General features: G+C 69.6%; 26 protein-coding genes. 12 read left to right on the plus strand and 14 right to left on the minus strand.

Translation table 11 applies throughout. The annotated features are described in order from the left end of the window. Positions 1 to 64: 64 nt before the first annotated feature. On the minus strand, positions 65 to 1,402 hold the full coding sequence (locus tag GA0070561_RS21990) for a glycosyltransferase family 4 protein (protein ID WP_208603823.1): 1,338 nt from the start codon (positions 1,400 to 1,402) through the stop codon (positions 65 to 67). Positions 1,403 to 1,538: 136 nt separating this feature from the next. Continuing rightward, positions 1,539 to 3,482: an amylo-alpha-1,6-glucosidase gene (locus tag GA0070561_RS21995; protein ID WP_091404028.1), complete on the minus strand. Its 1,944-nt coding sequence runs from the start codon at positions 3,480 to 3,482 to the stop codon at positions 1,539 to 1,541. Between the two features lie 42 nt (positions 3,483 to 3,524). On the opposite strand from GA0070561_RS21995, the gene GA0070561_RS22000 reads away from it, so the two are divergent. Next, complete coding sequence (locus GA0070561_RS22000) at positions 3,525 to 6,233, plus strand: MGH1-like glycoside hydrolase domain-containing protein (RefSeq protein WP_091404031.1); 2,709 nt, start codon at positions 3,525 to 3,527, stop codon at positions 6,231 to 6,233. 279 nt (positions 6,234 to 6,512) lie between these two features. Here the strand turns inward: GA0070561_RS22000 and GA0070561_RS33130 are convergent, their stop codons facing one another. Together GA0070561_RS33130 and GA0070561_RS22010 are read right to left on the minus strand one after the other, a co-directional pair. After that, positions 6,513 to 7,250, minus strand: coding sequence for a hypothetical protein (locus GA0070561_RS33130; protein WP_141710418.1), 738 nt, complete (start codon positions 7,248 to 7,250; stop codon positions 6,513 to 6,515). 570 nt (positions 7,251 to 7,820) lie between these two features. Beyond that, positions 7,821 to 8,978 carry an FAD-dependent oxidoreductase gene (locus GA0070561_RS22010; protein ID WP_091404034.1) on the minus strand — a complete coding sequence of 386 codons (1,158 nt, stop codon included), beginning with the start codon at positions 8,976 to 8,978 and terminating at the stop codon, positions 7,821 to 7,823. A gap of 100 nt (positions 8,979 to 9,078) precedes the next feature. Between GA0070561_RS22010 and GA0070561_RS22015 the strand changes: the two genes are divergently transcribed. Next, positions 9,079 to 9,678 carry a TetR/AcrR family transcriptional regulator gene (locus GA0070561_RS22015; RefSeq protein WP_091404037.1) on the plus strand — a complete coding sequence of 200 codons (600 nt, stop codon included), beginning with the start codon at positions 9,079 to 9,081 and terminating at the stop codon, positions 9,676 to 9,678. Positions 9,679 to 9,741: 63 nt separating this feature from the next. Here GA0070561_RS22015 and GA0070561_RS22020 read toward each other — a convergent pair whose 3' ends face one another. Beyond that, positions 9,742 to 10,131: a hypothetical protein gene (locus GA0070561_RS22020; protein WP_091404040.1), complete on the minus strand. Its 390-nt coding sequence runs from the start codon at positions 10,129 to 10,131 to the stop codon at positions 9,742 to 9,744. Positions 10,132 to 10,182: 51 nt separating this feature from the next. Next, positions 10,183 to 10,566: a DoxX family protein gene (locus GA0070561_RS22025; protein WP_091404043.1), complete on the minus strand. Its 384-nt coding sequence runs from the start codon at positions 10,564 to 10,566 to the stop codon at positions 10,183 to 10,185. Between the two features lie 179 nt (positions 10,567 to 10,745). Here GA0070561_RS22025 and GA0070561_RS22030 point away from each other — a divergent pair, with 179 nt between their 5' ends. Next, positions 10,746 to 11,639 carry an RNA polymerase sigma-70 factor gene (locus GA0070561_RS22030; RefSeq protein WP_244166373.1) on the plus strand — a complete coding sequence of 298 codons (894 nt, stop codon included), beginning with the start codon at positions 10,746 to 10,748 and terminating at the stop codon, positions 11,637 to 11,639. A 102-nt stretch (positions 11,640 to 11,741) separates the two neighbouring features. Here the strand turns inward: GA0070561_RS22030 and GA0070561_RS22035 are convergent, their stop codons facing one another. Next, the gene (locus GA0070561_RS22035; RefSeq protein WP_091404045.1) at positions 11,742 to 12,941 is read right to left on the minus strand and encodes a low temperature requirement protein A; all 1,200 of its coding nucleotides are present in this window, start codon (positions 12,939 to 12,941) and stop codon (positions 11,742 to 11,744) included. A 177-nt stretch (positions 12,942 to 13,118) separates the two neighbouring features. On the opposite strand from GA0070561_RS22035, the gene GA0070561_RS22040 reads away from it, so the two are divergent. From GA0070561_RS22040 to GA0070561_RS22050, 3 genes are all read left to right on the plus strand, one after another. Then, a complete protein-coding gene (locus GA0070561_RS22040) occupies positions 13,119 to 13,697 on the plus strand; it encodes a TetR/AcrR family transcriptional regulator (RefSeq protein WP_112602341.1) in 579 nt (192 codons plus the stop codon). Between the two features lie 133 nt (positions 13,698 to 13,830). Next, positions 13,831 to 14,541 (plus strand): HAD family hydrolase, encoded by a 711-nt coding sequence (locus GA0070561_RS22045; RefSeq protein ID WP_091404054.1) that lies wholly within the window; start codon positions 13,831 to 13,833, stop codon positions 14,539 to 14,541. A gap of 410 nt (positions 14,542 to 14,951) precedes the next feature. Continuing rightward, positions 14,952 to 15,737, plus strand: coding sequence for a L,D-transpeptidase family protein (locus tag GA0070561_RS22050; RefSeq protein ID WP_091404057.1), 786 nt, complete (start codon positions 14,952 to 14,954; stop codon positions 15,735 to 15,737). A gap of 13 nt (positions 15,738 to 15,750) precedes the next feature. Here GA0070561_RS22050 and GA0070561_RS22055 read toward each other — a convergent pair whose 3' ends face one another. The 3 genes from GA0070561_RS22055 to GA0070561_RS22065 form a co-directional block, all read right to left on the minus strand. Next, the gene (locus GA0070561_RS22055) at positions 15,751 to 16,026 is read right to left on the minus strand and encodes a hypothetical protein (RefSeq protein WP_091404059.1); all 276 of its coding nucleotides are present in this window, start codon (positions 16,024 to 16,026) and stop codon (positions 15,751 to 15,753) included. A 47-nt stretch (positions 16,027 to 16,073) separates the two neighbouring features. Continuing rightward, complete coding sequence (locus GA0070561_RS22060; RefSeq protein ID WP_091404061.1) at positions 16,074 to 16,505, minus strand: RusA family crossover junction endodeoxyribonuclease; 432 nt, start codon at positions 16,503 to 16,505, stop codon at positions 16,074 to 16,076. Between the two features lie 185 nt (positions 16,506 to 16,690). Then, positions 16,691 to 17,395: a VOC family protein gene (locus GA0070561_RS22065; protein ID WP_091404067.1), complete on the minus strand. Its 705-nt coding sequence runs from the start codon at positions 17,393 to 17,395 to the stop codon at positions 16,691 to 16,693. A 115-nt stretch (positions 17,396 to 17,510) separates the two neighbouring features. On the opposite strand from GA0070561_RS22065, the gene GA0070561_RS22070 reads away from it, so the two are divergent. Next, positions 17,511 to 17,852, plus strand: a complete 342-nt coding sequence (locus GA0070561_RS22070; protein ID WP_091404072.1) for a PadR family transcriptional regulator — start codon at positions 17,511 to 17,513, stop codon at positions 17,850 to 17,852. Next, a complete protein-coding gene (locus GA0070561_RS22075; RefSeq protein WP_091404074.1) occupies positions 17,849 to 18,922 on the plus strand; it encodes a DotU family type IV/VI secretion system protein in 1,074 nt (357 codons plus the stop codon). Before GA0070561_RS22070 ends, GA0070561_RS22075 begins: the two co-directional genes overlap by 4 nt. A 172-nt stretch (positions 18,923 to 19,094) precedes the next feature. Here GA0070561_RS22075 and GA0070561_RS22080 read toward each other — a convergent pair whose 3' ends face one another. After that, complete coding sequence (locus GA0070561_RS22080) at positions 19,095 to 19,277, minus strand: DUF397 domain-containing protein (protein WP_091405267.1); 183 nt, start codon at positions 19,275 to 19,277, stop codon at positions 19,095 to 19,097. Further along, a complete protein-coding gene (locus tag GA0070561_RS22085; protein ID WP_091404077.1) occupies positions 19,271 to 20,071 on the minus strand; it encodes a helix-turn-helix domain-containing protein in 801 nt (266 codons plus the stop codon). Before GA0070561_RS22085 ends, GA0070561_RS22080 begins: the two co-directional genes overlap by 7 nt. A gap of 279 nt (positions 20,072 to 20,350) precedes the next feature. Here GA0070561_RS22085 and GA0070561_RS22090 point away from each other — a divergent pair, with 279 nt between their 5' ends. Further along, positions 20,351 to 20,605, plus strand: a complete 255-nt coding sequence (locus tag GA0070561_RS22090) for a flavin reductase (protein ID WP_091405270.1) — start codon at positions 20,351 to 20,353, stop codon at positions 20,603 to 20,605. A gap of 18 nt (positions 20,606 to 20,623) precedes the next feature. On the opposite strand, the gene GA0070561_RS22095 is transcribed toward GA0070561_RS22090, so the two are convergent. Together GA0070561_RS22095 and GA0070561_RS22100 are read right to left on the minus strand one after the other, a co-directional pair. Continuing rightward, positions 20,624 to 21,022, minus strand: a complete 399-nt coding sequence (locus GA0070561_RS22095) for a hypothetical protein (RefSeq protein ID WP_091404081.1) — start codon at positions 21,020 to 21,022, stop codon at positions 20,624 to 20,626. Next, positions 21,019 to 21,342 (minus strand): hypothetical protein, encoded by a 324-nt coding sequence (locus GA0070561_RS22100; RefSeq protein WP_091404088.1) that lies wholly within the window; start codon positions 21,340 to 21,342, stop codon positions 21,019 to 21,021. Before GA0070561_RS22100 ends, GA0070561_RS22095 begins: the two co-directional genes overlap by 4 nt. Positions 21,343 to 21,753: 411 nt before the next feature. On the opposite strand from GA0070561_RS22100, the gene GA0070561_RS22105 reads away from it, so the two are divergent. Genes GA0070561_RS22105 through GA0070561_RS22115 form a run of 3 tightly spaced genes read left to right on the plus strand, consistent with a single transcriptional unit; the run spans position 21,754 to position 24,870 of the window. Continuing rightward, positions 21,754 to 23,040: an ABC transporter substrate-binding protein gene (locus GA0070561_RS22105; protein ID WP_091404095.1), complete on the plus strand. Its 1,287-nt coding sequence runs from the start codon at positions 21,754 to 21,756 to the stop codon at positions 23,038 to 23,040. After that, on the plus strand, positions 23,037 to 24,032 hold the full coding sequence (locus GA0070561_RS22110) for a carbohydrate ABC transporter permease (protein WP_091404097.1): 996 nt from the start codon (positions 23,037 to 23,039) through the stop codon (positions 24,030 to 24,032). The genes GA0070561_RS22105 and GA0070561_RS22110 overlap by 4 nt, the downstream gene beginning before the upstream one ends. 1 nt (position 24,033) lies before the next feature. Next, positions 24,034 to 24,870, plus strand: coding sequence for a carbohydrate ABC transporter permease (locus GA0070561_RS22115; protein WP_091404101.1), 837 nt, complete (start codon positions 24,034 to 24,036; stop codon positions 24,868 to 24,870). Positions 24,871 to 24,872: the final 2 nt, after the last annotated feature.

Below are 24,872 nucleotides of genomic sequence, written 5' to 3' on the forward strand. Positions count from 1 at the left end.
GCCGCTGTCCGGGCTACACCCTAACCAGCGCATCGGAAGTCACCTATCGGTCGTCCGACTCGGCTCAGCAGGCGGCGTGGTCGGCGGCGGCGGCGAGCAGGTTCCCTTCCGGGATGGCGATCCGGGTCCGCCCGCCGCTCAGTCGGGCGGCGGCGCGTCGGGCCTGCACGGGGCCGTGTTCGCGACGAGCGGTGGCGTAGCTGGCGGCGGTGCGGGCCGCGATGGTGGCCCAGCCGTACCGCTCGCCGACCATCGTGCGGGCCCGGCGGGCCAGCCGTCGGGCGAAGACCTCGTCGCCGAGCAGTTGGCCGACCGCGCCGGCGAGCGCGTCCGGGTCGCTGTGCGGGAAGGTCACCCCGGTCACGCCGGATTCGACGATCTCGGCGAGGCCGCCGGTACGGGCCACGGCGAGGGGCGCCCCGGCGGCCGCCGCCTCCAGCGCCACCATGCCGAACGGCTCGTAGAGGCTGGGCACCACTGTCGCGTCGGTGGCGCCGAGCATCGCCGGTAGTTGGTTGGAGTCGAGGAACCCGGTGAACCGGACGGTCGAGCTGAGGGCCAGTCGTCGCGCCTCCGCCTCCAACTCGGTGCGGTAGGGGCCGTCGCCGGCGATCACGACGCGCAGCCCCGGGTGTCGTTCGCGCAGCCGGGGTACGGCGTGCACCAGGTGCTGGACGCCCTTCTCGTAGACCAGCCGCCCGGCGTACCCGACCAACGGGCCGTCCCCGGCGAACCGTGCCCGGGCCGACGCGACCGCTCGGGGGCGGGCCCGCCAGGCCCGGTCGTCGACCCCGTTGGGCACCACGTCGACCTGGGCGGTCGGTACGTCGAACAGTGTGGTCACCTGATCGCGCATGTACCCGGAGCAGGTGATCACCCGGATGGATGAGCTGCTGAGCCAGTGCTCGACGCCGTGGATGGTGCGGTTCATCTCCTCCGGCAGCCAGCCCTGGTGCCGGCCGGCCTCGGTGGCGTGCATGGTGGTGACCAGGGGGAGGTCCAGGTGCTCGGCGAGGGTGACGGCCGTGTGGGCGACGAGCCAGTCGTGGGCGTGGATGACGTCGTAGGAGCCGGCCTCGGTGGCGCGCAGGGCGGTGCGGGTGAGGGTGTGGTTGAAGGCCATCGTCCAGGCCAGCAGCGAGTTGGTGGCGAGGGGGAAGGTGACCGGGTCCTCGGGGGCGCGCAGGATGCGTACGCCGTCGGCGTACTCCTCCAGGGGTGCGCCGTCGCTGTGGCGGGTGACGACGGTGACCTCGTGGCCGGCGGCGGCGAGGGCGACGGAGAGGGCGTGCACGTGTCGACCGAGACCGCCGACGAGCACCGGCGGGTACTCCCAGGAGAGCATCAGCACCCGCAGCTGTCGGGCGGGGTTGATGTCGATCACGTGGGCATCGAGTGACATGCGGCCCCCTTTGAGTTGTCCCCGGGCGCGCGCCGACCGACACCGAATCGATGTCGCCGTCGCGTCTGGATCGAGGCCAATCCTGCCGGGATCGCGATAACCAGCGGCGACACCACCGTTGCGGTCGTGTAAAGCGCTACTGGCTCTTTCGCCGCACCCGCAGCAGCTCGGCCACCGACCATGCCTGGAACGGGCACCCGGTAGCGGTGTGCGGCGCGAGGCCATCGGCCGTCTCGCTCACCGAGCCTAACCCAAATTCCATCAAATGGGACTCAATGCCAACGAATACGTCATCGACGGACATCTTCCCCCGCCGGGCGGCGTCCACGTACGGGCCGAGCAACCACGGCCAGACCGTGCCCTGGTGGTAGCCCCCGTCCCGGTCGGCCGGGCCGCCCCGGTGCCGGCCCACGAACTCCGTGGAATCCGGGGCCAGACTGCGCGGCCCGAGCGGGGTGAGCAGCCCGCCCCCGACCCGTCGCAGCGTCGCCTCGTCCGGCTCCATCGGCGCGTACGGCAGCGACCAGGCCAGCAGCTGGTTGGGGCGCAACGCGTCGTCGTCGTGCAGGGCGGCACCACCCAACGGGTACGCCGGCGCGGGCGCGTCCAGCACGTCGTGCAGCCAGCCGGTCGGGGCCGGGAACCGCTCCCGGAACGAGGCGGTGGCCTGCCGGTGGCGTCGCCACAGCTCGTCGGCGTCCTGCCCGGCCAGCTCGGTCAGCTCCGCGAGCCCGGCCAGCCCGTTGATCCACAACGCGTTGACCTCGACCGGCTTGCCGGTCCGCGGGGTGACGGGCACCCCGTACACCCGGGCGTCCATCCAGGTCAGCGCGGTGCCGGCCGCGCCCTGGGTGAGCAGCCCGTCGGCCGGGTCGACCCGGATCCCGTACCGGGTGCCGGCGGTGTGGGCGTCGATCACGGCGCGCAACGCGGGCAGCAGCTCGTCGCCGAGGTCGGTGTCGCCGGTGACGGTGACGTGCCGGCTCACCGCGTGCAGGAACCACAGCGTGCCGTCGACGGTGTTGTACTCCACCCGACCGGTGTCGGCCGTGTTGGCGAGCATCCCCTCCGACAGCGTCGCCGCGTACGCCCGCAGCAGTTCCCGGCCCTCGTCGGCGCGAGCCGTGCAGAGGAACAACCCCTCGTACGAGATCATCGTGTCCCGCGACCACGCCCCGAACCACGGGTAGCCGGCCACCACGTCCACCGCCGCCTGGTTGGTGCGCACCACGAACGCGTCGGCGGCCAGCGCCAGGGTGGCGTCCACGTCGTCGGCTGGCTTCGCCGTCGCGACCACCCGCCGGTTGCGTCGCCTCGCGGTGGCCACGATCTCCGTGGCCGGCGGCGGCTCCTCGTCGAGTCGACCGGCCCAGGCCCGCACCGACACCGTGTCGCCGGGGCGTTCCAGCTCACCGGAGAAGCGGCCCGCGTACCAGAGGTCCTCGTCCGGGTGCAGCCCCCGGTTGGCCTCCTCGCGGTGGTGCACGCCCAGCCACCACTGCCCCTCGGGCGCCCAGCCCGGGCCGGCGAGCCGGTACGCGCCCTCGACCACCGCGCCGTCGGCCACTGCCTCGACCTGCGGGATCGGGCCGTCGGCCCGCCGTTCGCCGTGCGCGTCGCGCCAGGTGCAGGCGGCCGACAGCTCCAGCCGGACCGGACCACCGGCGACCAGCCGGTGCACCACCGCGACGCAGGAACGGCCGGGCAGCATGGCCAGCTCCCGTTCGATCACCACCGCGCCGATCCGCCACCGCCACCGGGGTAGCCCGTCGACCAGGTCGAAGCGCTCCAACAGCTCGAAGCCGCGCGGGTCCACGTCGCCGGAGGCCCACTCGTGCGCGCCGAGGCGCACCCGCGCGCCGGACGGCAGGGTGACCGCCGGATCGAGGCTGACCAGTCCCACCTGGCGGGACGCCGGCGTTTCGCCGGGAACCACCAACAAACCGTGGTAGCGACGTGTCCGCAGCCCGCCGACGGTGCCCATCGCATAGCCGCCGAGGCCGTCGGGGACCAGCCACTCCCGGCTGGCAGCGCTGGTCAGGTCGCCGCAGATCTGCGGGCCGAAGTGAATGTCGATCAACTTTCCTCCACCGGCGGCGGGGTGTAACACGCCACGACGAGAATGGCCGCTGTGGTCAAGTACCGCGGCGACGTCAAAGATGTGCACGTGATCACTGACCGATCGTCCTCCGACGCCTCGCCACCCGACGCTGAGCGGCTCCGGCTCGCCCAGGCCGACTCGGGGGAGCAGGACTGGCGTGCATGGGGTCCCTATCTGTCCGAACGGGCGTGGGGGACGGTACGGGAGGACTACAGCGAGCACGGTACGGCCTGGGACTACTTCCCGCATGACCACGCGCGGTCCAGAGCCTACCGGTGGAATGAAGACGGGATGGCCGGCGTCTGCGACGAACGACAGACCTTCGCGTTCGCCCTGGCCCTCTGGAACGGCAAGGACCCGATCCTCAAGGAGCGGATGTTCGGCCTCGGCGGCGACGGCGGCAACCACGGCGAGGACGTCAAGGAGTACTGGTGGTACGAGGACTCCACACCCACCCACTCCTGGATGCGCTGGCGCTACCACTACCCGCAGGCCGCCTTCCCGTACGACGAACTCGTCGCGGTGAACGCGTTGCGCGGCCGCGACGACACCGAGTACGAGCTGGTGGACACCGGGATCTTCGACGACGACCGGTACTGGGCGGTGACCGTCGACTACGCCAAGGCGTCCCCGACCGACCTCTGCATGGTGGTGACCGTCGCCAACCGGGGCGACCAGGCGGCCACCCTGCACGTCCTGCCCACCCTGTGGTTCCGTAACACCTGGTCCTGGGGCCTGCCCGGCGGCGACCGGATCCCCCGGCTGACCGGCCAGGGCACCCGGCTCGTCGGCGAGCACCGGGTGCTCGGCCAACTGCTGCTGGAGGGCGACGGCGGCCCGGTGCCGCTGCTCTGCGACAACGACACCAACGCCGAACGGCTCTGGGGCCTGCCCGGCCGCTCCCCGTACCCGAAGGACGGCATCAACGACCACGTCGTCAACGGCGCGGCCACCGTCAACCCGGCCCGGGAGGGCACCAAGGGCGCGCTGCACTACGTGCTCGACGTGCCGGCCGGCGGGCAGCGCCAGATCCGGCTGCGGCTGACCCGCACCGCGTCGCCGCCGGCCGCCGCGCCGCCGCCCCCGGCCGACCTCAGCGACGGCTTCGAGGCCGTGGTGTGGGCGCGGCGGGCCGAGGCGAACCGGTTCTTCGCCGGAGTGATCCCGCCGGCCGCCACACCCGACGAGGCGCTGGTCGCCCGGCAGGCCATCGCCGGACTGATGTGGGGCAAGCAGTTCTACCACTTCGACGTCAAACGCTGGCTCGAAGGCGACCCGGGTTCGACCCCGCCGCCGGCCGGACGTCGACACGGGCGCAACAGCGCCTGGTGGCACATGACCAGCTTCGACGTCATCTCCATGCCTGACCCGTGGGAATACCCCTGGTACGCGGCCTGGGACCTGGCCTTCCACTGCGTGAGCATCGCCCGGGTCGACCCGGGCTTCGCCAAGGAGCAGATCCTGCTCCTGCTCCGCGAGTGGTACCTGCACCCCAACGGGCAGATCCCGGCGTACGAGTGGGCGTTCGGCGACGTGAACCCGCCGGTGCACGCGTGGGCGGCGCTGAAGGTGTTCGAGATCGACGGCGGCCGGGACTACGAGTTCCTGGCCCGGGTGATGCACAAGCTGCTGCTCAACTTCACCTGGTGGGTCAACCGCAAGGACACCGGCGGCAACAACGTCTTCGAGGGCGGCTTCCTCGGGCTGGACAACGTCGGGCCGTTCGACCGCTCGGCGGCGCTGCCGGTCGCCGGGGTGCTGGAGCAGTCCGATGGCACCGGCTGGATGGGCATGTACGCGCTCAACCTGCTGGACATGGCGATCGTGCTCGCCGAACACGACCGGACCTGGGTGGACACCGCCACCAAGTTCTTCGAGCACTTCGCCTACATCGCCGCCGCCGCGTACGAGCAGGGGTTGTGGGACGAGGAGGACGCCTTCTTCTACGACGTGCTGCGCCTCGCCGACGGCACGAAGGTGCCGCTGAAGGTCCGCTCCGTCGTCGGGCTGCTGCCGTTGGCCGCCACCACCCGGCTCACCGCCCGGACCCTGCACCACCTACCGGAGTTGGGCGCCCGGCTGCGCTGGTTCCTCACCAACCGCCCGGAGTACGCCCAGGTGATCGGCACCCGCCGACTGGGCCCCGACGGCCGGCAGCAGCGACTGCTGTCCATGGTCGGCCCGGAGCAGGTGGTCCGCCTGCTCGCCCGGATGCTCGACCCGGACGAGTTCCTCTCCGACTTCGGCCTCCGTACGCTGTCCCGCGCGCACCTGGACAAGCCGTTCTCGGTCACCCTCGGCGGGCAGGAGTTCTCCGTCGGCTACGAACCGGCCGAATCGACCAGTGGACTGTTCGGGGGCAACTCGAACTGGCGCGGTCCGATCTGGATGCCGACGAACTTCCTGCTGATCAGCGCGCTGCGCGACTATGCGGCGTTCTTCGGCGACGACCTCCAGGTGGAGTACCCGACCCGCTCCGGGGTGAAGCACACCCTGGACGAGATCGCCGACGACCTCTCCGCCCGGCTGATCTCGCTGTTCACCCAGGACGACTGGGGTCGGCGGCCGATCTACGGTGCCGCTCAGATGTTCCAGACCCACCCGGACTGGCGCGACCTGATCGCCTTCCCCGAGTACTTCCACGGCGACAACGGGGCCGGCCTTGGCGCCTGGCACCAGACCGGCTGGACGGCCCTGGTAGCCGACCTGATCCTCACCCTGCGCCGCTGACCCCGCCCGCCCTCGCCCCGCCCTTGCGGGCGGGCCCGAGTCCGCCCGCCTCTGCGCCTCGTCGGCATGATCGCGCTCGATCCAGGTTGTAGTGGCATCGCCGGCGTCGGGAGGCCACTCGATCCTGGATCGAGCACGATCATGTCGGTCGACGGAGGCAGCACCACCCTCGGTGCTCGCCGACAACTAGCTAGCGCCCTGCGAGACACTTCCTCGGTTGAACCGACAGAGCGGACCAAGCGCCCCATGGATACCTCGACAGCATTACAGCTGCTCGAACTATTCGGTGAGCACCTTCACGGTGTCTGCTAGTCCGTCGTTCCGGTTGATGCCGACGAAGAATTCGCTCCCCACGTGGGTGACATCTTCGATCTCATCGACCAAGTTGTTGCCCGGAATTCCGATGTCACTCTCCACATCGCCTCCAGACCAGTTGTACTGGTACACCCAATTCCACCCGGTAGCGGGCGTTGAGGTGTTGATCGACTTGGTGTTCCAGATATAGTTCTCTGAGCAGTCAATGCCTTGGTCGGAACGATTATCGTGACTCGTCAGATTGCTCTTCACCAGCGTCCATCCGCTCGTAAGCGCGCCGGCGCCGGGATGGGTCCACAGGCTACCCAACCGTCGGGCAGCATATTTGCCGGCTCCGCCGGCGGCCGTAGCGCTGTAGCAGAGACCGCTGATGTTGCCTATCGGTAGACGCACTTCCCCGGCTGTGCCAATAGATCCGTCGGCGTTCAGGCGCACGATTGTCACCTTGTCGCTCAGAAACGCGGATTGGCTCCCCTGGGTAGCAATCAGGGCCGGGCCCTGGCCCAGATAGTTCGCGTTGTAGGCGAGGTCGTTACCGTGGCCGAGTGTGGGTATGGGCGTTGGTGCCCCGGCGCAGACCCAGCTGGTGCCGTCCCAGGTTGAGCCGTCGCGCAACCACCTGGACAGGACGGGTTCCGCGCCGGCCGCCTTGGTGAAAATGATGTAAAGCTGGCCGCCTGGCCCTGCCACCATGCCTTGCATGACCGTGCGACCGTCCTTGCACGCACTGCTGTTCGGGATGTTCAGCCGTTCCGCCCCGCTCCTGTCCGTAGCAGCGTAGGCAGATGCCGCTGGGGCGATAGCGATTCCAGCTGAGAGTGCGAGCACGGTCGCGACGCTCGATAGTTTCTTCAATTCGGTGTCTCTCCTCTACGGGTAAGGCGAGGGGAGAGTATCAGTTGATGTCGACGTGTCTATGCCACCTGTGTCGTGGTGGCGAACCGGGCCTCGCCTGCTGCTTGGCCTCGATGATTCGCGCTGGGGGTGGGCCCCTTCGCCCGGCAGCCGCTGTGGTGTGTTGCCGCCGCACGTGCCCGCTACCGGCGTACCGGTAGCTGCGGCGTCGAGCCTTGGTGCGATCCTCCGTAACCAGCCCGAGCACGCTGCTGATGTGCCGGTGGTGCTGGCCCGACGTACCCGGCGGCGCTGAAGGTCGCCGCAGCGCACGGGTATCGAACGATCGTGTTTGGCACGCATGGTCGCGCTCGATCAATGTTGTAGCGGTCAGGTGGTGACCACGCCGAGCTTGATCAGGCTGACGCGGGGCACCATTCAGCGGTTCGCCCGTTCGATACCTCGTCGGACGAGGCCGCTGATGCCGGGCACTGTGATCGCCCGGATGGTCAGATCGCTCATCCAGACGTGGAATCGGCTGGGTGGCGCGTACTGGGCCATTCCCCGGCGGGCGAGTGCCTGTCGTTTGCCGACCTCCGGGCGTAGTCCGGCCTCCCACTCGGCGAGTGCTGCCGGGAGGTCGTCGGCGTGCCGCCGTAGGGCGGCGCCGAGGTGGTCGGCGCCGGCCAGGGCGAGAGCCGCGCCGTGTCCGGCGAAGAGCGTCACGCACCACGCCGCGTCTCCGAGCAGGACGACGCGACCGGTGCTCCAGCGTGGCATGACCACCTGGCTGACGGCGTCGAAGTAGGCGCTGGCCGGGTCCTTCGCAAGGTGGTCGATCGCGTCGGGCACGCCACCCGACAGATCTCCGAACGCGGCCCGCAACGCGTCGACCGGCCCGCGCCTCAGGTCGGCGGCGGGCTCCGGGCTGCGATAGGTGAAGAACGCCGACGACCGTTCCGGGCCCAGGTTGACCATCGCCGCGGTGCGCCCGGGGCCGATGTACGTGGTGGCGGACGACTCGGGCACGCCAGGCACCGGGTGGGTCAGGGGGAAGGCGGCCACGAGGTACGGGAGGTCCACCCGGAAGTCGGGGCCGAACACGGTGGTGCGGGTGGCCGAGTGCACCCCGTCGGCACCGACCAGCAGGTCGGCCTGCTCGATGGTGCCGTCGCTCAACTCCACGCGTACGTGATCGGTGTGCTGGTCGACGGAGTTCACGGTGGTGCCGAAGCGGATGTCGACACGGTCTCGCACCGCTTCGAAGAGGCTGGATTCCAGGTCGCCGCGGAACACCGAGAGGGCCCGCTTGCCGAGTGCGGCCTCGGCGATGACGGACGGCACTGTGAACTTGGGCCGTCCGTCGGCGTGGACCAGCACGGTGGTGAACAGCCCCAGGTCGGCGGCGGACAGCGCGGGCAGCAGGCCGAGGCGTTCGGCGGCGTCGTACCCCGGCCCGAGCAGGTTCACCATGTAGCCGCTGCTGCGCCGGGCTGGGGCCCGTTCGGCCACGAGGACCTGCCACCCGTCCTGGTGGAGTCGCAGGGCTGTGGCCAGCCCGGCTATGCCCGCACCCACGATCACCGCACGTTTCATCCAGCACCTCGCCACCTAGAATGAGCATTTGCTCAAACTAGTATGAGCGACTGTTCATACCGTCGCAAACGGCGGCGTCGCAACCGCCTAGACTTCAGCCATGCCGCGCGGAGTCGCCATCCCAGCGCTCAGACAGCAGCTCTTCGCTGCCGTCGAGCGGTTGATCGTGGAAGAGGGGCCGAGTCGGCTCACCGGCCGGGCCGTCACGCGCGAGGCCGGCGTCGCGACCGGCCTGCTCTACGCGCACTTCGCGAACTTCGACGACTTCCTGACCGGGTTCGCGGTCGACCGCGTCTTCCAGATCTCCGGCGAGGTGGCCGGCCTGCCGGAGCGCGCCGGGTCCGGCACGGTTGCCGACAATCTGCGTCAGGCCGTCCTGGCCACCCCGTTGGGCACGCTGACGGCGTTGGCCCGGCTGACCGCGTTCCGTCCGGAGTTGTCGGCGAACGTCGAGGCGGTCCTGGGTAGCGGTATGTCGGGGCTACGCGGGATCGAACGCGCGGTCGCCGACTACCTGGCCGCCGAGCAGAGCCGCGGGCGCGTGCCGGCCGGCGTCGACACCGACGCACTGGCCCTGGCGGTGGTCAGCGTGCTGCACCACGTCGCGTTGACCGGCCCCATCGACCCGACGGCGAACCATCGGATCCAGCGGGTGATCGGCGTGCTCACCGATGGTTTCCCCGCCGCCGCACCCTCCTGAGCGCCGCGCCGCGCCGGGTGGGCCGAGTCGCCACTCTGCGGCGCTACCCAGGCCCGGAAGGGCTCACTGATAACCGACGTGGACGATCAACTCGCCATCCTTGGGGCGGGCCCCCACGTAGACAGTCGCCGGGTCGAGCAGCGTCGGCGGCAGGCGCAGGCCCTCGGAGAGACCCATCTCGTGTGCCAGGTCCTCCGGAGACTGCCCCGCCGCCGGCACCAGTGTGATCGTCCGCCAGCATCCACCGGAGGCGCACTCCATGCTCTCGTCGGCGACCGTCGCGCCGGACGGTACCCGCGGTGTCCGTGACTCCGGTGGCAACGCGCCCTCGGTCTTGGACATCTGCAACCACAGGAACGACAGGCCCCACAGGCACGACAGCAGGCCCAGCGTGACGGACGCGGCCACGAGGATGCGCTTGGTGCGCCTCCGCAGCGCGGTCCGCGACGTCATCGCGCGAGGATAGCGGGCGCCATCGGCCAGCCGGGGCGGGAGTGGTTCAGGTCAGCCGGTGAAGGGCTCGGGTCCGAGGCGGCCCCAGGCCACGAACGCGGCCATCGCGAGGTAGGCCAGATTCAGCACGATGAACCGTGCCTCGCCGTAGCGCAGGTGGGTGATCATCGCGCCGACCATCAGCAGGATCCAGCAGACGGCGGTCACCGGCACCAGCACCGGTGCGATGTCGAGCACGCCGGGCAGGATCAGGCCGACCGCGGCCAGGAGTTCGAGGACCCCGAGGGTCTTGACGAAGCCCACGCTGGCGTCGCCGGTCCACCCGCCGCCGTTGGCAGCGGACAACTTCTGCTTGGGTACGAACATCTTGGTGATGCCGCCGGCCAGGGCAATTGCGGCCAACAGACCGGCCACGATCCACAGTGCCAGGTTCATGAGTTTCCCTCCGTATCGGGTCGCACAGGAGACACCGCCGACCGGTGCGCTGTGACAGCTCGTGAAGTGACGCGGAGCACGGACGCCCGGTGTCACAGAAGTCGAGAGGCCGGTGTCTGGTGGGCGACGCGGTCGAGTTCGGCGAGACTGGAGGACGCATGGATGCGGGAGGCGGAATCATGAGTGCGGACGGCCGGGGGGACCGCGCCGTCGACGCGTTCGTCGGTCACCGGAACCTGCTCTTCACAGTGGCCTACGAGATGCTCGGCTCGGCCGCCGACGCGGAGGACGTACTCCAGGAGACCTGGCTGCGGTGGGCGGACGCGGACCTCGCGACGGTGCGGGACCAGCGCGCCTACCTGGTCCGGATCACCACCCGGCTGTCGCTCAACCGGCTGCGTGCCGTCGGTCGGCGTAGGGAGTCCTACGTCGGCTCCTGGTTGCCCGAGCCGCTGTTGACGGCACCCGACGTCGCCGACGACGTCGAACTCGCCGAGAGCGTCTCGATGGCGATGCTGCTGGTGCTGGAGACGCTGGCGCCGACCGAGCGGGCGGTGTTCGTCCTCCGAGAGGTATTTGACCTGGCGTACGACGAGATCGCCGAGGCGGTCGACAAGAGTTCGGCCGCGGTCCGTCAGATCGCCCACCGTGCGCGGGCGCATGTCGCCGCGCGCCGGCCGCGCGGGATGGTCTCCTCGGCGGACACCCGGCGGGCGTTGGACGCGTTCCGGCGGGCCGTCGAGACCGGCGACGTGCAGGGCCTGCTCGACGTCCTCGCGCCGGATGTCGTGCTCCTCGGCGACGGCGGCGGGATCAAGCAGGCCGTGCTGCGGCCTGTCGCCGGGGCCGACAAGGTGGCCCGTCTGCTGTGCAGCACACACGCCAGGACCGAGACAATGTCGCTGCACCTCGCCCAGGTCAACGGTCACCCGGCGCTGGTTCTGCGGCTCGACGGCGCGGTCGACACGGTCCTCGCGCTGCGTATCGACGACGGTCTTATCAGCGGGGTCTACGCCGTGCGAAACCCCGAGAAGCTGTCGCACATGCGGAGCGAAACGGCCCTACGCCGCTGATCGACCGCCTGGGTCTGCGCCTCCTCGCCGACTTTAGTCTGCAACGACCGACCATGGACGCCGTCGACAGACGCAACCCTCGGCAAGGGCTTCGACACAGCGCTAGTACGGGGGCGTTGGCGTCTCCGGCGACCGGTGGCGGGATCGTCGCGCGTCCGCTCCGGCGACGCCGAGCAGCACCACGGCGGCGACCGCCCCGGCGGTGAGCGGCTGGAGGTGCAGTGCTGCCGGGGTCAGCAGGCCGAAGGCCAGCAGGCTGGCCAGCCGGGACCGGGAGACCCGACCGAAGACCTGGTATTCGAGCGCCGATCGTCCGGCGAGGAAGAGCACCGGGCCGCCGAAGATGGCGATGAGCCAGGTCGCCGGGAGGTGCCCGAGGGGCTCGGCGATGAACAGCTCGAAGCCGACGCCGGTGAGCACGATCCCCGCGATCATGACCATGTGGGCGAACGCCATGTCAGTCGCGAGCCGGGCCGGGTTACGGGAACGGTCGACGGCCGTGCCCAGCATTCCTCCCGCCACGTGGAAGTAGATCCGCCAGAGCAGGACGGTGCTCGCCAGCGCCAGGACGAACCCACCCGTCTGGTCGGTGTGGAACTCGCTGCCGCTGAAGGCGAGGCCGATGACGAAGATCGCCTCGCCGAGAGCGATGAGGAGGAACTGTTGGTACCGCTCGGCCAGGTGCTCGGCCGCGATCATCTGGACGCCGAGCCGTTGCGCGCCGAGTCGGGGGGTCGGCCAGCCGAGGAACAGCCCGGTGTAGTCGACCAGCACGGCGAGGGTCCAGAGTGCCCCGCGGACCGTGCCGTCGTTGACCAGCCCGCCGACGACCCAGAGCGGTGCGCTCAGGCCGAACCAGAACAGGATCCGGATCGACTGTCGGGGGTCAGGCCGGCCGTGCCCGGCAACGTGGAAGAACACCACTCGGCCGATCTGGAGGGTCACCAGGGTGATGGCGAAGAGGGAGGCCCGCGCGCCGAACCCGTGCGGCACGGCGACGGCCATCGTCATGGCACCGACCAACGTCATGATGATGACGGTCTGGACGATCGGGGCGTCCGGGTCCAGCCAACTTGTCGACCAGACCGTCACCGACCAGACCGCCCACAGCGCCAGGAACAGCAGCAGAGCCTGGCCGAGACCCGCGTACACGCCGCGCTGGCCGTCGGTGAAGTCGGCGATCAGCCGCGCGGAGATCCGGGTGAGGGCGAAGACGAAGACCAAGTCGAGGAAGAGCTCCAGAAAGGTGGCCCGCTGGCGGGTGGCTTCGCTGCGCAACAGTCTGTCGGGGGTGTTCCTCATCGGCTCGCCACGCGCCGGTGTCGCCGAACGACCACGTGCCCTCCCGTCGCGGTGATCTCCTCGCCTAACGAGTCAGGGGCGGCTGTGGCACGTGGAGCGAAGGGCCCGGCCCACCACAACAGTCACCAATCCGTCACCCGACCGCTACGGCAGGTGTACGCCTCTACGCTCGTGGGCGTGCCCGGACCTGCCGAGAAGGCCACCGAACAGGACCGGCGTGACCTCATCGTCACTGTCGCGCGGGAGTTGGCTGAGACGGAGGGCTGGGCGGGTGTGACCACCCGACGGCTCGCCGAACGAACCGAGATCGACATGGGCGACATCTATCGGCACTTCGCCGATCTGGAGGCGCTGATCGCCGCCGTCGCGGTGTGTGCCTTCGCCGATCTGGCCGCCGACCTCGCCGAGGCGCACGCGGAAACCGCCGGGAGCCCCGAGGGGGTCTGGCCGGCGGTCGCGACCGCGTACCTCGACTTCGCGTACACGAATCCCGAGGTCTATGACGCGATGCTCGCGCTGACCCCCGACCTGGCCCTCGGCGTGGATGGCGTGCCAGCCGCGCCACGGGCGGTCTTCGCCGAGCTGCGGGCGGCCCTGACCCCGCTGGCCGAGGGGCGGGACCCGGACACCCTGGCCGAGGTGGGTTGGAGCCTGCTGCACGGCGTGGTGATGCTCACCCGCGGTGGCCGGCTGCGACCCGAGGGGCAGGAGGACCGCGAAGCGTTGATCGCGCAACGGTTGCTGCGGTGGCCCTGACCAGGCCGCCACCGACGCCCCCTGATCGTGGTCAGGTCAGCGACCGGTTCACGAAAATCCGGAAGATCTCAAATGGATCTCCCGCCTATCCTGTCTCTCGGCCTTCGGGGCGGTGGCACGGGAAGGGGATGGCATGACGGTCGGCTTGGCGGCGCGACGGCAGGCACAGGTGTTGATCTTTGATGCGGACGACACGTTGTGGGAGAACAACGTCGTCTTCGAGCGGGTGATCGACGACTTCCTGGGCTGGCTGGACCACCCCACCCTGGACCGGGCCGAGCTGCGGGCCGTGCTCGACGACATCGAGCGGGCCAACGCGGTGGCCCACGGGTACGGCAGCAAGGTCTTCCTGCGCAGCCTGGCGGACTGCCTGGAGCGGCTGCGCGAGCGGCCGGCCACCGACTCCGAACGTCAGGAGATCGACCGGCTGGCGTTGGCCCTCGTCGAGCACCAGGTGGAGCTGATGCCCGGGGTGGCCGACGCGCTCGACGAGCTGGCCGGCCGGCACGAGTTGCTGCTGCTCACCAAGGGCGATCGGGAGGAGCAGCAGCGCAAGCTGGACGCCTGCGGTCTGCTGCACCACTTCGGCGCCGCGCACATCGTCGCCGAGAAGAACGTCGACACGTACCGGTGGCTCACTCGGGAGCACGGCTTCGCGCCGGACGGCGCGTGGATGATCGGCAACTCCCCGAAGTCCGACATCCTGCCGGCGCGGGCCGCCGGATTGAACGCCGTGTTCATTCCGAACGCGAACACCTGGGTGCTGGAGGACGACGAGCTGGACCCGACCGACGGCGGGGTGCTGCGGCTCGCCGCGTTCCGGGATCTGCTGCGCCACTTCTGACCGTACCGAAGCCGAACAGCGTCGGCGATCATGGTCGTGTTACGCCAACCTGCCCGATTTTCATCATGGGACAAGTCCAGCCGCCGGTCGTCCGACGCGGCTTGTCCGGTCGGTCGGAGCGCGCCTAGCCTGGTCCGGCGCTCACGGCCCTTCGGGGTGTGTCGGGGGCGCGTCGGCGTTTGGCGGGTGAGCACCGTGGAGCTGAGTGCGAAGTGGCCGGCTCACCCCGTTCTGGCGCGTGGCGTCGTGCCACGCCCGCGCGGCGGGGTGCCGGAGCTGTCCGCTTCCCTGCCGAACGGCCGAGGGTCAGGGCCGGGTAGTTGCGGACCCGGTCCTGACCCGACCAGCGAATCGTTCGACCGTTACGGGCGGGACAGACCGCGCGCCGGTCCGACTGTCAGGATGGCGGCATGAAGCGAAGATCTCTCCTACTCGGCGCGGCGGCGGGTCTGGCCGCTCCGGCCGTGCTCACCCCGGCCGCGCCCGCACTCGCGACGGACCGGCCGCTGCGGCCGGGCTGGGGCACGGCCCCGGCGCAGCGGCCCTGGCCGGGGATGCAGCTACCGACCCGGGCCAGCACATTGACCACGCTGCCGGTGGAGACGAAGCAGGTGATCATCGTCGGCGCCAGCAGTTACACCACCACGTACGCCACGCTGGAGGCGTACGTGCGGGTCCGGAACGGCTGGCAGCCGGCCTCGCCGTCGTTGCCCGCTCGGATCGGCTCGAAGGGCTTCAGCGACAACCACGTGGAGGGTGTGGCGACCACGCCGACCGGCGTCTACTCGATCGGCCCCACCATGTACGGCATCGCCGCCAACCCGGGCGTGCGATTCCCCTACCACCGGCTGGTCAGTGGCGACTGGTGGAACGAGAACCCGTCGTCCGCGCGCTACAACACCTTCCAGCAGAGTGCGACCAACCCGGGCGGGGCCAGCGAGGCACTGTGGACGGAGGTGCCCGCGTACACGCACTTCGCGGTGATCACCTACAACATGCCGCCGAACGTGCCGAAGCCGGTGCCGAACGCGGGCAGCGGGATCTTCCTGCACCAGTTCAGCACCAGCGCCGGCAACGCCACCGCCGGTTGCGTCTCCCTCGCCCACGATCACCTGGTCGACGTGCTCAACTGGCTGGACCCGGCGCTGTCGCCACGCATCGTGCTCAGCCCGTACGCCCAGCTCAGCCGATACTGAGAGTTGCTGCGGCTCAGCCGGCCTCGCGCCGGACGATCGCCACCGCCACCCGACAGAACTCGTCCATGTCCGGGTTGAACCCGGCAGCGATGTCGGGATGCAACCCGGAGCGGGTCTCCTCCAACAGTCGCTGGCAGACCTGCTCGACAGGTTCGCCGGCGTAGTCGGCGCGGATCCGCTCGGTGGCCGCCTGAAGCGCCGAGGTCAGCTGCTCCTCCAGCGGGCCGCGCAGCTTCTGCTGCACAGGATCGAGCCCGCGGGGGTCGAGCGTGACATGTGGCTCCGACATCGGTGCTCCCTTCGTCGGCGTCCGCGATACCCCACCGCGAACGTCGGTCAAACCCCGGCCGGTACGGCGGCGACCCGCACCTGGTACGAGAACTCCTCCGCCGGCTCCTCGTGGTACGACAGCCGGCGGATCTGCCGGTCGTCGTCGTACAGGGCGACGTCCACCAGCACGCCGAGGTGGGCGAGGCCGATGCTCGACACCCGCTTCTTGTCCTGCAACACCGCGCAGACGCCACCGAGAAGGGTGCTGGCGTCGGACGTACGGTGCCCGGGCGGGCAGCGCAACACCAGGTCCACCTCGATCGGCCCGGGCAACGGCGTCCAGCCGGTGCGCTGGGCCGCGGCGAGGGCGGCCTGGAGCAGGGTGCGGACCCTCGTCGCCTGCCGGTGCCCGGCGGCGAAGATGGACAACGCTTCGGTCTTGACCGGTGGCAGGCCGCTCACCTCGAACGTCAGGGCGAGAGCGCGGGTGTCCTGCACGACGGCACCTCCTCGTTGGGACGATCCTGCCGAACCGGGGGAGCGGCGGTGGGGGGTTCCCGCGATTACCAACCGATCGGGCAGGCATGGGTCGGCCGGAGGCGTGTCGACGGCGGCGGCGAACGCGCCGGCTACGGCGCTAGGAAAACGCTAGCCGACGACGCCCGCTCTCGGTAGTCGGTCGTTCACCCGGTGGGGCGTGGTGCGAAGGCGCAGAACTCGTTGCCCTCCGGGTCGGCCAGCACCCACCACCAGTGCGCCTCGTCGAGCGGCTCCCGCAGCAGGGTCGCGCCCGCCGCGATCAGCGCCATCGGCTCCGGGTCGACCAGGTCGACGTCCCAGTGCAGCCGGTTCTTGACCGTCTTGGGCTCGGGCACTGCGACGAACACCCAGTACTCCCACGGGAACCCGGCCGCGCCGGCCACCGACGAGGTGCTCGGCTCGTGCTCGACGGTGCCGCCGACCACCCCGGCCCACCAGGTAGCCTGCGCCGCCGGGTCGGTCGAGTCCACCACCAGTTCGAACGGGCCCGGTCGGGTGCCGTCGCGGGCCGGGAACGCGCAGAACTCGTTGCCCTCCGGGTCGTCGAGCACCCACCAGGTCGCCTCGCCTCCCGGTTCGCGGACCAGCCGGGCGCCGTCCGCGAGCAACGCCGCCGGGTCCGCGTCGGCCAACCGCAGATCCAGGTGTACGCGGGTCTTGCCGACCCGAGGCTCCGGCACCTTGTTCACCCAGATCGACTCGGCGTTCGAGCGCGCCGAGCGGGGGTCCACCCGGGTGTCGTCGTCACCGGCATCGGCCACGTCACCGTCGAGCATCCGGGCCCAGAAGGCACCCAGTGCGAGCGGGTCGGCGGCGTCCAGACAGAGGTCCTTGAAGCGCGCGATCATCGTTCCAGCATGCCTGGTCCGGTCCGGGCGAACATGTCCGGGCAGAAGGTTCGGGGCTGGAGCGATTCTGAATAGAATCCTTGCCGTTATATAACGCCCCGCGTACTATGCGCTCATGCATGAATCTACCTTCCTGATCCTCACCGCTCTGGCCGCGCAGCCGTTGCATGGCTATGGGGTCGTACAGGCGGTGGAGGAGTTGTCGGCGGGTGACGTCAAGCTGCGGCCTGGCACCCTCTACGGCGCACTCGACCGCCTGGTCGAGCAAGACCTGATCGAGGTTGACCGGGAGGAGGCCGTCGACGGGAGGCTGCGTCGCTACTACCGGCTCAACGAGGCGGGAGCGGCCGCCCTGCAAACCCAGGCCGAGCGGTTGCGTCGGCATGCCACGGCGGCCGACACCCAGCTGAGCAAGCGCCTCGGTGGCGCCCCGGGCGTCGGGACGGTGATCGCATGACCGCCGCCACCGGGTCGACCGACGACCACAGTCTCGAACGCCACTACCGGAAGCTGCTGCTGGCCTACCCAGGCCGGTACCGGCAGCGGTACGCCACCGAGATGATCACGACGCTTCTTGAGATGGCGGCCCCCGGGCAGCGCCGCCCCCGGCCCGGGGAGGCACTGCACCTGCTCGCCAGCGGTGTGCGCCACCGGCTCCGGCTCCCCGCACGCCGGCCGCTCGCGGTGATCGCGGCGGTCCTCCTCGCCCTGACAATGGGCGCGTTCGGTGGGGCCGCCGGGTCGTGGGCAGGTTCTCAGACGTTCGCGGACCTGCCCGACGACGCCACGATCGCCAGCCTGGCCCAGCGGGCCAGCGGTGCCGCCAGCGATTCCATCCAGCTGCGTGTCGCGTCACCGTGGCTGGAGGAGTCGATCTCGACGGCTACCGAGGTCGATGGCGCCTGGGACGCTGAGAAGGCCCGGCAGCGGTTCGCAGCTGACGGCTGGTCGGTCTCCGACATCACGCCGCTCGGCGGCAAAGCGGTCGCTTTCAACAGTGACAGCAGATCCTTCGTCGACCTTCCGATGCGCAACTCCACGTTCAGCGCCAAGTCGAACGGGCTGACACTCCAGGTGCGGGGCTACCTCACCGCCGACCACGGCTCTGTCCACCTCGACGGCTGGGCGCAGAGCAGGCCCATGTTCCTACCCCTGATCGTGACGGGCATCCTGATCGGACTTGTCGTCGGGTGGCTGTTCGCAGCGGCTCTCGCCTACCGGATCGTGGAGGCGTCGGCCGAACGGCGACGCGCCTCCGCCGGGCTCTGGGCCGTCGCGCTGGTCGCGCTCGCTCTGCCGGCAGTAGCCCTGTACGGCAACGTGCTGCGGGCATTTCGAGATCACGGCGACGTCGGTCCGGTTTTCACCGTGCACAGCGCATTCACACCCGGCTCCTATTACCCGTTGGGGCCGGCCTGGCAGATTCTCGCCCTGACCATCGCCGGTGCCGTGCTCGCGGGTGCCGCGATCTGGCTTGCCCGTCCGGACAGCCAGCCGGAGACGCAGGAAGCGGCGATAGCTAGCTGACTGCTGTCCGATGGCCGGGACGGTAGGTCGTCATCGAACTGACTGACGGCGGTCGGAGACCTTTCAGGGTAGATCGTGGACAGTTTCCGTTCTGGCAGAACGGAAACTGTCCACGATCTCCAGATCCGCCGGAGCGTGCCTCAGGCAGGAGGGATCTCTTCCGAGTTCACGTTCAGTGCTGCTTGGCGTACGCGACGAATGCCTTCCAGGCCGTCGGGTCGACGTGCAGGGTGCCGCCGTCGCGGTCCTTGGTGTCGCGCACCAGCACCACGCTCGGGAGGTTGTCGGCGACCTCGACGCAGGCTCCGCCGTTGCCGCCGGACCGGGTCGACTTCCGCCACTGTGGGGTCAGCATGCCCATGACTTCGCCACTTCCTTGATCAGCTCGGTTGACTGCCGGCGGGGGAGCGCCTCGTTTCGCACGATCTCCCACGTCTTCGCCAGCTTAGCGACGTCGGCCGGTGCATCGACGATCTGCGCGGTGAGCTGGTTGTCGGCATAGGTCACGCGCTCACCGTCCGGCATCTCGGCGATGATGAACTGACCGCCCATCCCCAGATACATCCCAGCATCCACCGGCACGATGTGCACCTGGATATGCTCCGCCGTCGCCAACTGGACCAGGTGCTCGCACTGCTCGACCATGAGGCCCGGCTGGTCGAGCACCGGCCGGCGCAGCACCGCCTCGTCCAGCACGGCGATGAGCTGCGGCGGGCGCGGGCGTTGCAGGATCGCCTGGCGCTCCAGCCGGGAGGCGACGATCCGGTCCACGTCCTCGGCAGCGAACCGGCCACCGGCCAGCGTCGCGCGGGCGTACCGCTCGGTCTGGAGCAGGCCCGGCACGTAGGCCAACTCGAACCAGCGCAGCGTGGTCGCCTCCCGCTCGAACTCGATCCACTCGCGCAGCCAGGCCGGCTCGGCGTCGAGCCGGGCCAACCCGTCCAGCATGCGGAGGAAGCGTCCGCCGGTCTGGTGGTGGGTGTCGACCGCCCTCATGTACTCCTTCGTGGGCGGTCGCCCGCCGGTCTCTACCGAGCTGACGTGCGAACCCGAATAACCGATGCCCCTGCCGAAGTCGTCCTGACTGAGCCCGAACCCCGTCCGGAACAGACGCAGTTCCTCCAGTACGTAGTCGGTGACAGTCCCCATCGATTCCCCAACCTTCGCTCGGTCTGGCTCGGCGTGTCCCTCATGGGTGCTCACCTGGACCGCTGAGCTGCACAAATGGCGCGAGCACGTATCGACGGTAGTCGCCTCATCACCACACTGTCACCAGTGGCGGGTCCGCTGGTGGCCGCAATGGCGGCGGCGGGCCCTGCCCTGCGGGGTCGCTCCCGTTTCCCCCTTGCGGGAGCGGCCCCTTCCCCGTCCCGAGGAGGTCGATGTGCTCGCCCCGACAACCCAGCAGCCCTCGGCGCGGTGGCGGTGATGGTGGTCCGGCCGCCCGTCCCGCACGTCGCCATGCGCCCGCTGTGGCGGTGCCGGAACTGTGGCACCGAGTGGCCCTGCCAGCCGGCCAAGCTCGCCCTGCTGACGGAGTACCGGACCAGCCGAACCGCACTGCTGATCTACCTCGGCACTCTGATGCACGAGGCGACGAACCAGCTCACCCAACTTCACCCGGCTCATCCACCGACCAGGATGACCGAGCGCTTCCTCTCCTGGGCCAGGGCCCGGAGTTGACGCTCGGCCCGCCGTCGTTCATCCCGGAAAGTGGATCAGTGGCACCCCGTCGGAGTATCCAGGCCCCTCACTGGTCAGCACCGCGGCGTCGTGGGTCAGGCCCGCCACGGCGGCTGCGGCCAGGTCGAAACGGCGGGTCCTGCGCTGCCAGAAGGTCAGCTCCGGTAGATCCTCCGCCTGCTCGGGCAGCAGCGCGCAGGAAGTCAAGGCCAGCAGCTTGTGCAGCAGGGCCAGGTCCTTGCCGGTCGCCATGGTCAACGCTTCGGTCGCTGCCACCACCGGCACCCCGAACCGCACCCCGTCCTCAATCACCTCGTGGACGGGCTCGCCCACGTGCACCGTCCGGAGGACGGCGTATCCCAGCAGGGCCGACCGGTCCAGGATGAGCCGAACTGGTGGTGTTGTCTCCGAGTTCATGCGGCGTCGGCGCGGGGCGCGGTGTCGTCACCGTTCATCTCGGCCTCCATGGCGGCGCGGATTTTGGCGCGTTCCGCCTCGAACCGCTCCGCAGACCACTCAGCCTCCACGCCCAGGCGGCGGGCCCGAGCCTCGGCCACACCCTGCTCGCTGACGTGAATGCCGGCGGCGAGCAACAACTCCTTGTGCTGCTCCACCCGCTTGCGCCGACGCACCGACTCGGTGACGTAGGCACTGGCCATGCGATTGCCCTGGCTCTCCAGGATCTGACTCACGTCCGGGGGAACGGAGATCGTGAAGCGGCGTTGAGGCTCTGTCATACGCGCAGCCTACACCTGTCATACTGTTGCGCCTCCACGCGCGGCCGCCGTCTGGCTCAAGGGCCGCGGTCCCAGCCCATGATCGACTCCGCTTCCTGAAAGGCGGGGACTTCCTGGCGCGGTGATGGCGCGACTTCCAGGAAGCCGAGTCGATCATCCGCGTTTTGGGCGGCCGGTTCAGGAAGTCGAGTTGATCAGGCGCGCGGCGTCGGGGCGCGGGGCGCAGAGGGCCGGTCGCTGTGCGCACGCTTGCTGTGACAGCCAGGTTTCGCGACTTCACGGGTGGGGCAGAGTAGCCGCTACAGAGCATCCGAGCCGGAGTTTCCGCAGCTTGCCGACTCGGAGTCGGCTCGCCGTGCGCCGGGGCACGGATGCCCTCCCCGGTCTTTCGCCGAGGAGAGGGGGAGGGCGATGACGGACCCCGAAACGGCTCGACACCGACGCCGGCCGGTTGTTCGGCTGGGCGCGGCGGCTGCCGCGCTGGCACTCGTGGCGCCGCTGGCCGCGTGCGGCGCGGACGACGCTGGTGGCCCACCGACGATCAACCTGTACTACCCGCCCGAGCAGAACCTGCAGAAGGTCGTCGACGACTGCAACGCGCAGGCCCAGGGACGGTACGAGATCGCCTACCGGGTGCTGCCCCGGCAGGCTGACGACCAGCGGGTGCAGATGGTGCGCCGGCTGGCCGCCGAGGACAGCGGGATGGATCTGCTCGGGCTGGACGTCACCTGGACCCAGGAGTTCGCCAGCGCCGACTGGATCCGCGAGTGGACCGGCCAGGACAAGGCCGAGGTCGAGCAGGGCACCCTCGCCGGGCCGTTGGACACCGCCCGGTACGAGGACAAGTTGTACGCGGCGCCGAAGAACACCAACGTCCAGTTGCTCTGGTACCGCAAGGACCTGGTGCCGCAGCCGCCGACCACCTGGGACCAGATGATCAGCGCGGCCCAGCAGCTCAAGGACCAGGGCAAGCCGTACCAGGTGCTCACCATGGGCGCGCAGTACGAGGGTCTGGTCGTCCTCTACAACACCCTGGCCGAGAGCGCCGGCGGGAAGATCCTCAACGACGACGGTACGAAGGCCGTGATGGACGAGGGCACGGTCCGGGCGTTGGAGCAGCTGAAGAAGTTCGCCACGTCGGGCGTGACCTCGCCGTCGTTCAGCAACGCCACCGAGGACCCGGTTCGGCTGGAGTTCCAGTCCGGCGCGGGCGCGTTCCAGGTGAACTGGCCGTTCGTCTACCCGGCTCTTCAGGAGGCGAACCCGGAGCTGGCCAAGCAGGTCGGCTGGGCTCGGATTCCGGGCATCGACGAGGGCACCCCCAGCAAGGTCACCATCGGTGGGGTCAACCTGGCGGTCAGCTCCTACTCCAAGCACCCGGAGCAGTCCTTCGAGGCGGCCCGGTGCATCCGCAGCGCCGAGCACCAGAAGTTCTCCGCCATCAACGACGGTGTGCCGCCGACCATCGAGGCGGTCTTCGACGACCCGGAGATGACCGAGGCGTACCCGATGAAGGACACCATCCTGGAGGAGCTGAAGGAACCTGCGACGCGTCCCCTGACCCCCGCCTACCAGAGCATCTCCACAGTGATGTCGGCGATCCTGTCGCCGCCGTCCGGGATCCGCCCGCAGCAGACCGCCGACGACCTGCGCGGCGCCATCGCTGACGCCCTCCAGTCCAAGGGGGTCCTGCCGTGAGTATCAACGCCACGCCGACCGGCGCCGATGTCGCCGCCGACGAGACCAGCGAATCCACCGGCCGGCACGCCACAGTGCCCACCCAGCGTGGTGGCCGTCGCAAGCCCCCGTTGAGCGAGAACAAGAAGGCCGAACGCCGGCTGGGTCTGCTGCTCTGCGCGCCGGCCGCGCTGGTCATGATCGCGGTGACCGCGTACCCGATCATCTACTCGGTCTGGCTGTCGTTGCAGCGCTTCGACCTGCGCTTCCCCGACCAGCGTGAGTTCATCGGGCTGGAGAACTACGTCACCGTGCTCACCAACGAGTTCTGGTGGACCGCGTTCGGCGTGACCATGCTGATCACGGTGGTCACCGTCGCCGTCGAGCTGGTGCTCGGCATGGGCCTGGCGATCATCATGCACCGCACCCTGGTCGGGCGCGGCCTGGTCCGGACCTCGGCGCTGATCCCGTACGGGATCGTCACAGTGGTCGCCGCGTTCTCCTGGCGGTACGCCTGGACGCCCGGCACCGGCTACCTGGCCGACCTGTTCAGCGACGGCGCGCCGCTCACCGAACGGGCCAGCTCCCTGGCGATCATCATGTTGGCGGAGATCTGGAAGACCACCCCGTTCATGGCGCTGCTGCTGATGGCCGGCCTGGCGCTGGTCCCGGAGGACCTGCTCAAGGCGGCCTCCACCGACGGCGCGACCGCCTGGCAGAAGTTCACCAAGGTGATGCTGCCGGTGATGAAGCCGGCGATCCTGGTCGCGTTGCTGTTCCGCACCCTTGACGCGTTCCGGGTGTTCGACAACATCTTCGTGTTGACCGCCGGAGGCAACGAGACGTCGTCGGTGTCGATGCTGGCCTACAACAACCTGATCCGGGGCCTCAACCTCGGCATCGGTTCGACGATGTCGGTGCTGATCTTCATCACCGTGGCGATCATCGCCTTCGTCTTCGTGAAGCTGTTCGGCACCGCTGCTCCGGGCAGCGACGACGGGGAGAGGCGCTGACATGGCTGTCGAAACCACTACCAGGGCAAAGCTGCGCTGGGGTCTGCTCGACGTCCTCGTGGTCGTCTTCGCGCTGGTCCCAGTGCTGTGGATCGCGTCGCTGTCGTTCAAGACGCCGGCCACCCTCACCGACGGGAACTTCATCCCCCGGGAGTGGACGCTGGACAACTACCGGACCATCTTCGACACCGACCAGTTCGTCCGGGCGCTGGTCAACTCGATCGGCATCGCGCTGATCGCCACGCTGATCGCTGTGGTGCTCGGCGCGATGGCCGCGTACGCGATCAGCCGACTGGACTTCCCCGGCAAGAAGCTGCTGGTCGGCGTCTCCCTGCTGATCGCGATGTTCCCGCAGGTGTCACTGGTGTCGCCGCTGTTCGAGATCGAGCGTCAGCTCAAGATCTTCGACACCTGGTTGGGGCTGATCCTGCCGTACATCACCTTCGCGTTGCCGCTGGCGATCTACACGCTGTCGGCGTTCTTCAAGCAGATCCCGTGGGATCTGGAGAAGGCCGCGAAGATGGACGGCGCCACCCAGGGGCAGGCGTTCCGGCGCGTGATCGCGCCACTGGCCGCGCCCGGGCTGTTCACCACGGCGATCCTGGTCTTCATCTTCTGCTGGAACGACTTCCTGTTCGCCATCTCGCTGACCTCGACCGAGCGGTCCCGCACGGTGCCGGCCGCGTTGTCGTTCTTCACCGGCGCGTCGCAGTTCGAGGACCCCACCGGGGCGATCTGTGCCGCCGCTGTGGTGATCACTGTTCCGATCATCCTGTTCGTTCTCTTCTTCCAGCGTCGCATCGTGTCCGGTCTGACCTCCGGCGCGGTAAAGGGATAGGT

It is taken from the genome of Micromonospora saelicesensis (genome assembly GCF_900091575.1).
GTDB lineage: Bacteria > Actinomycetota > Actinomycetes > Mycobacteriales > Micromonosporaceae > Micromonospora > Micromonospora saelicesensis.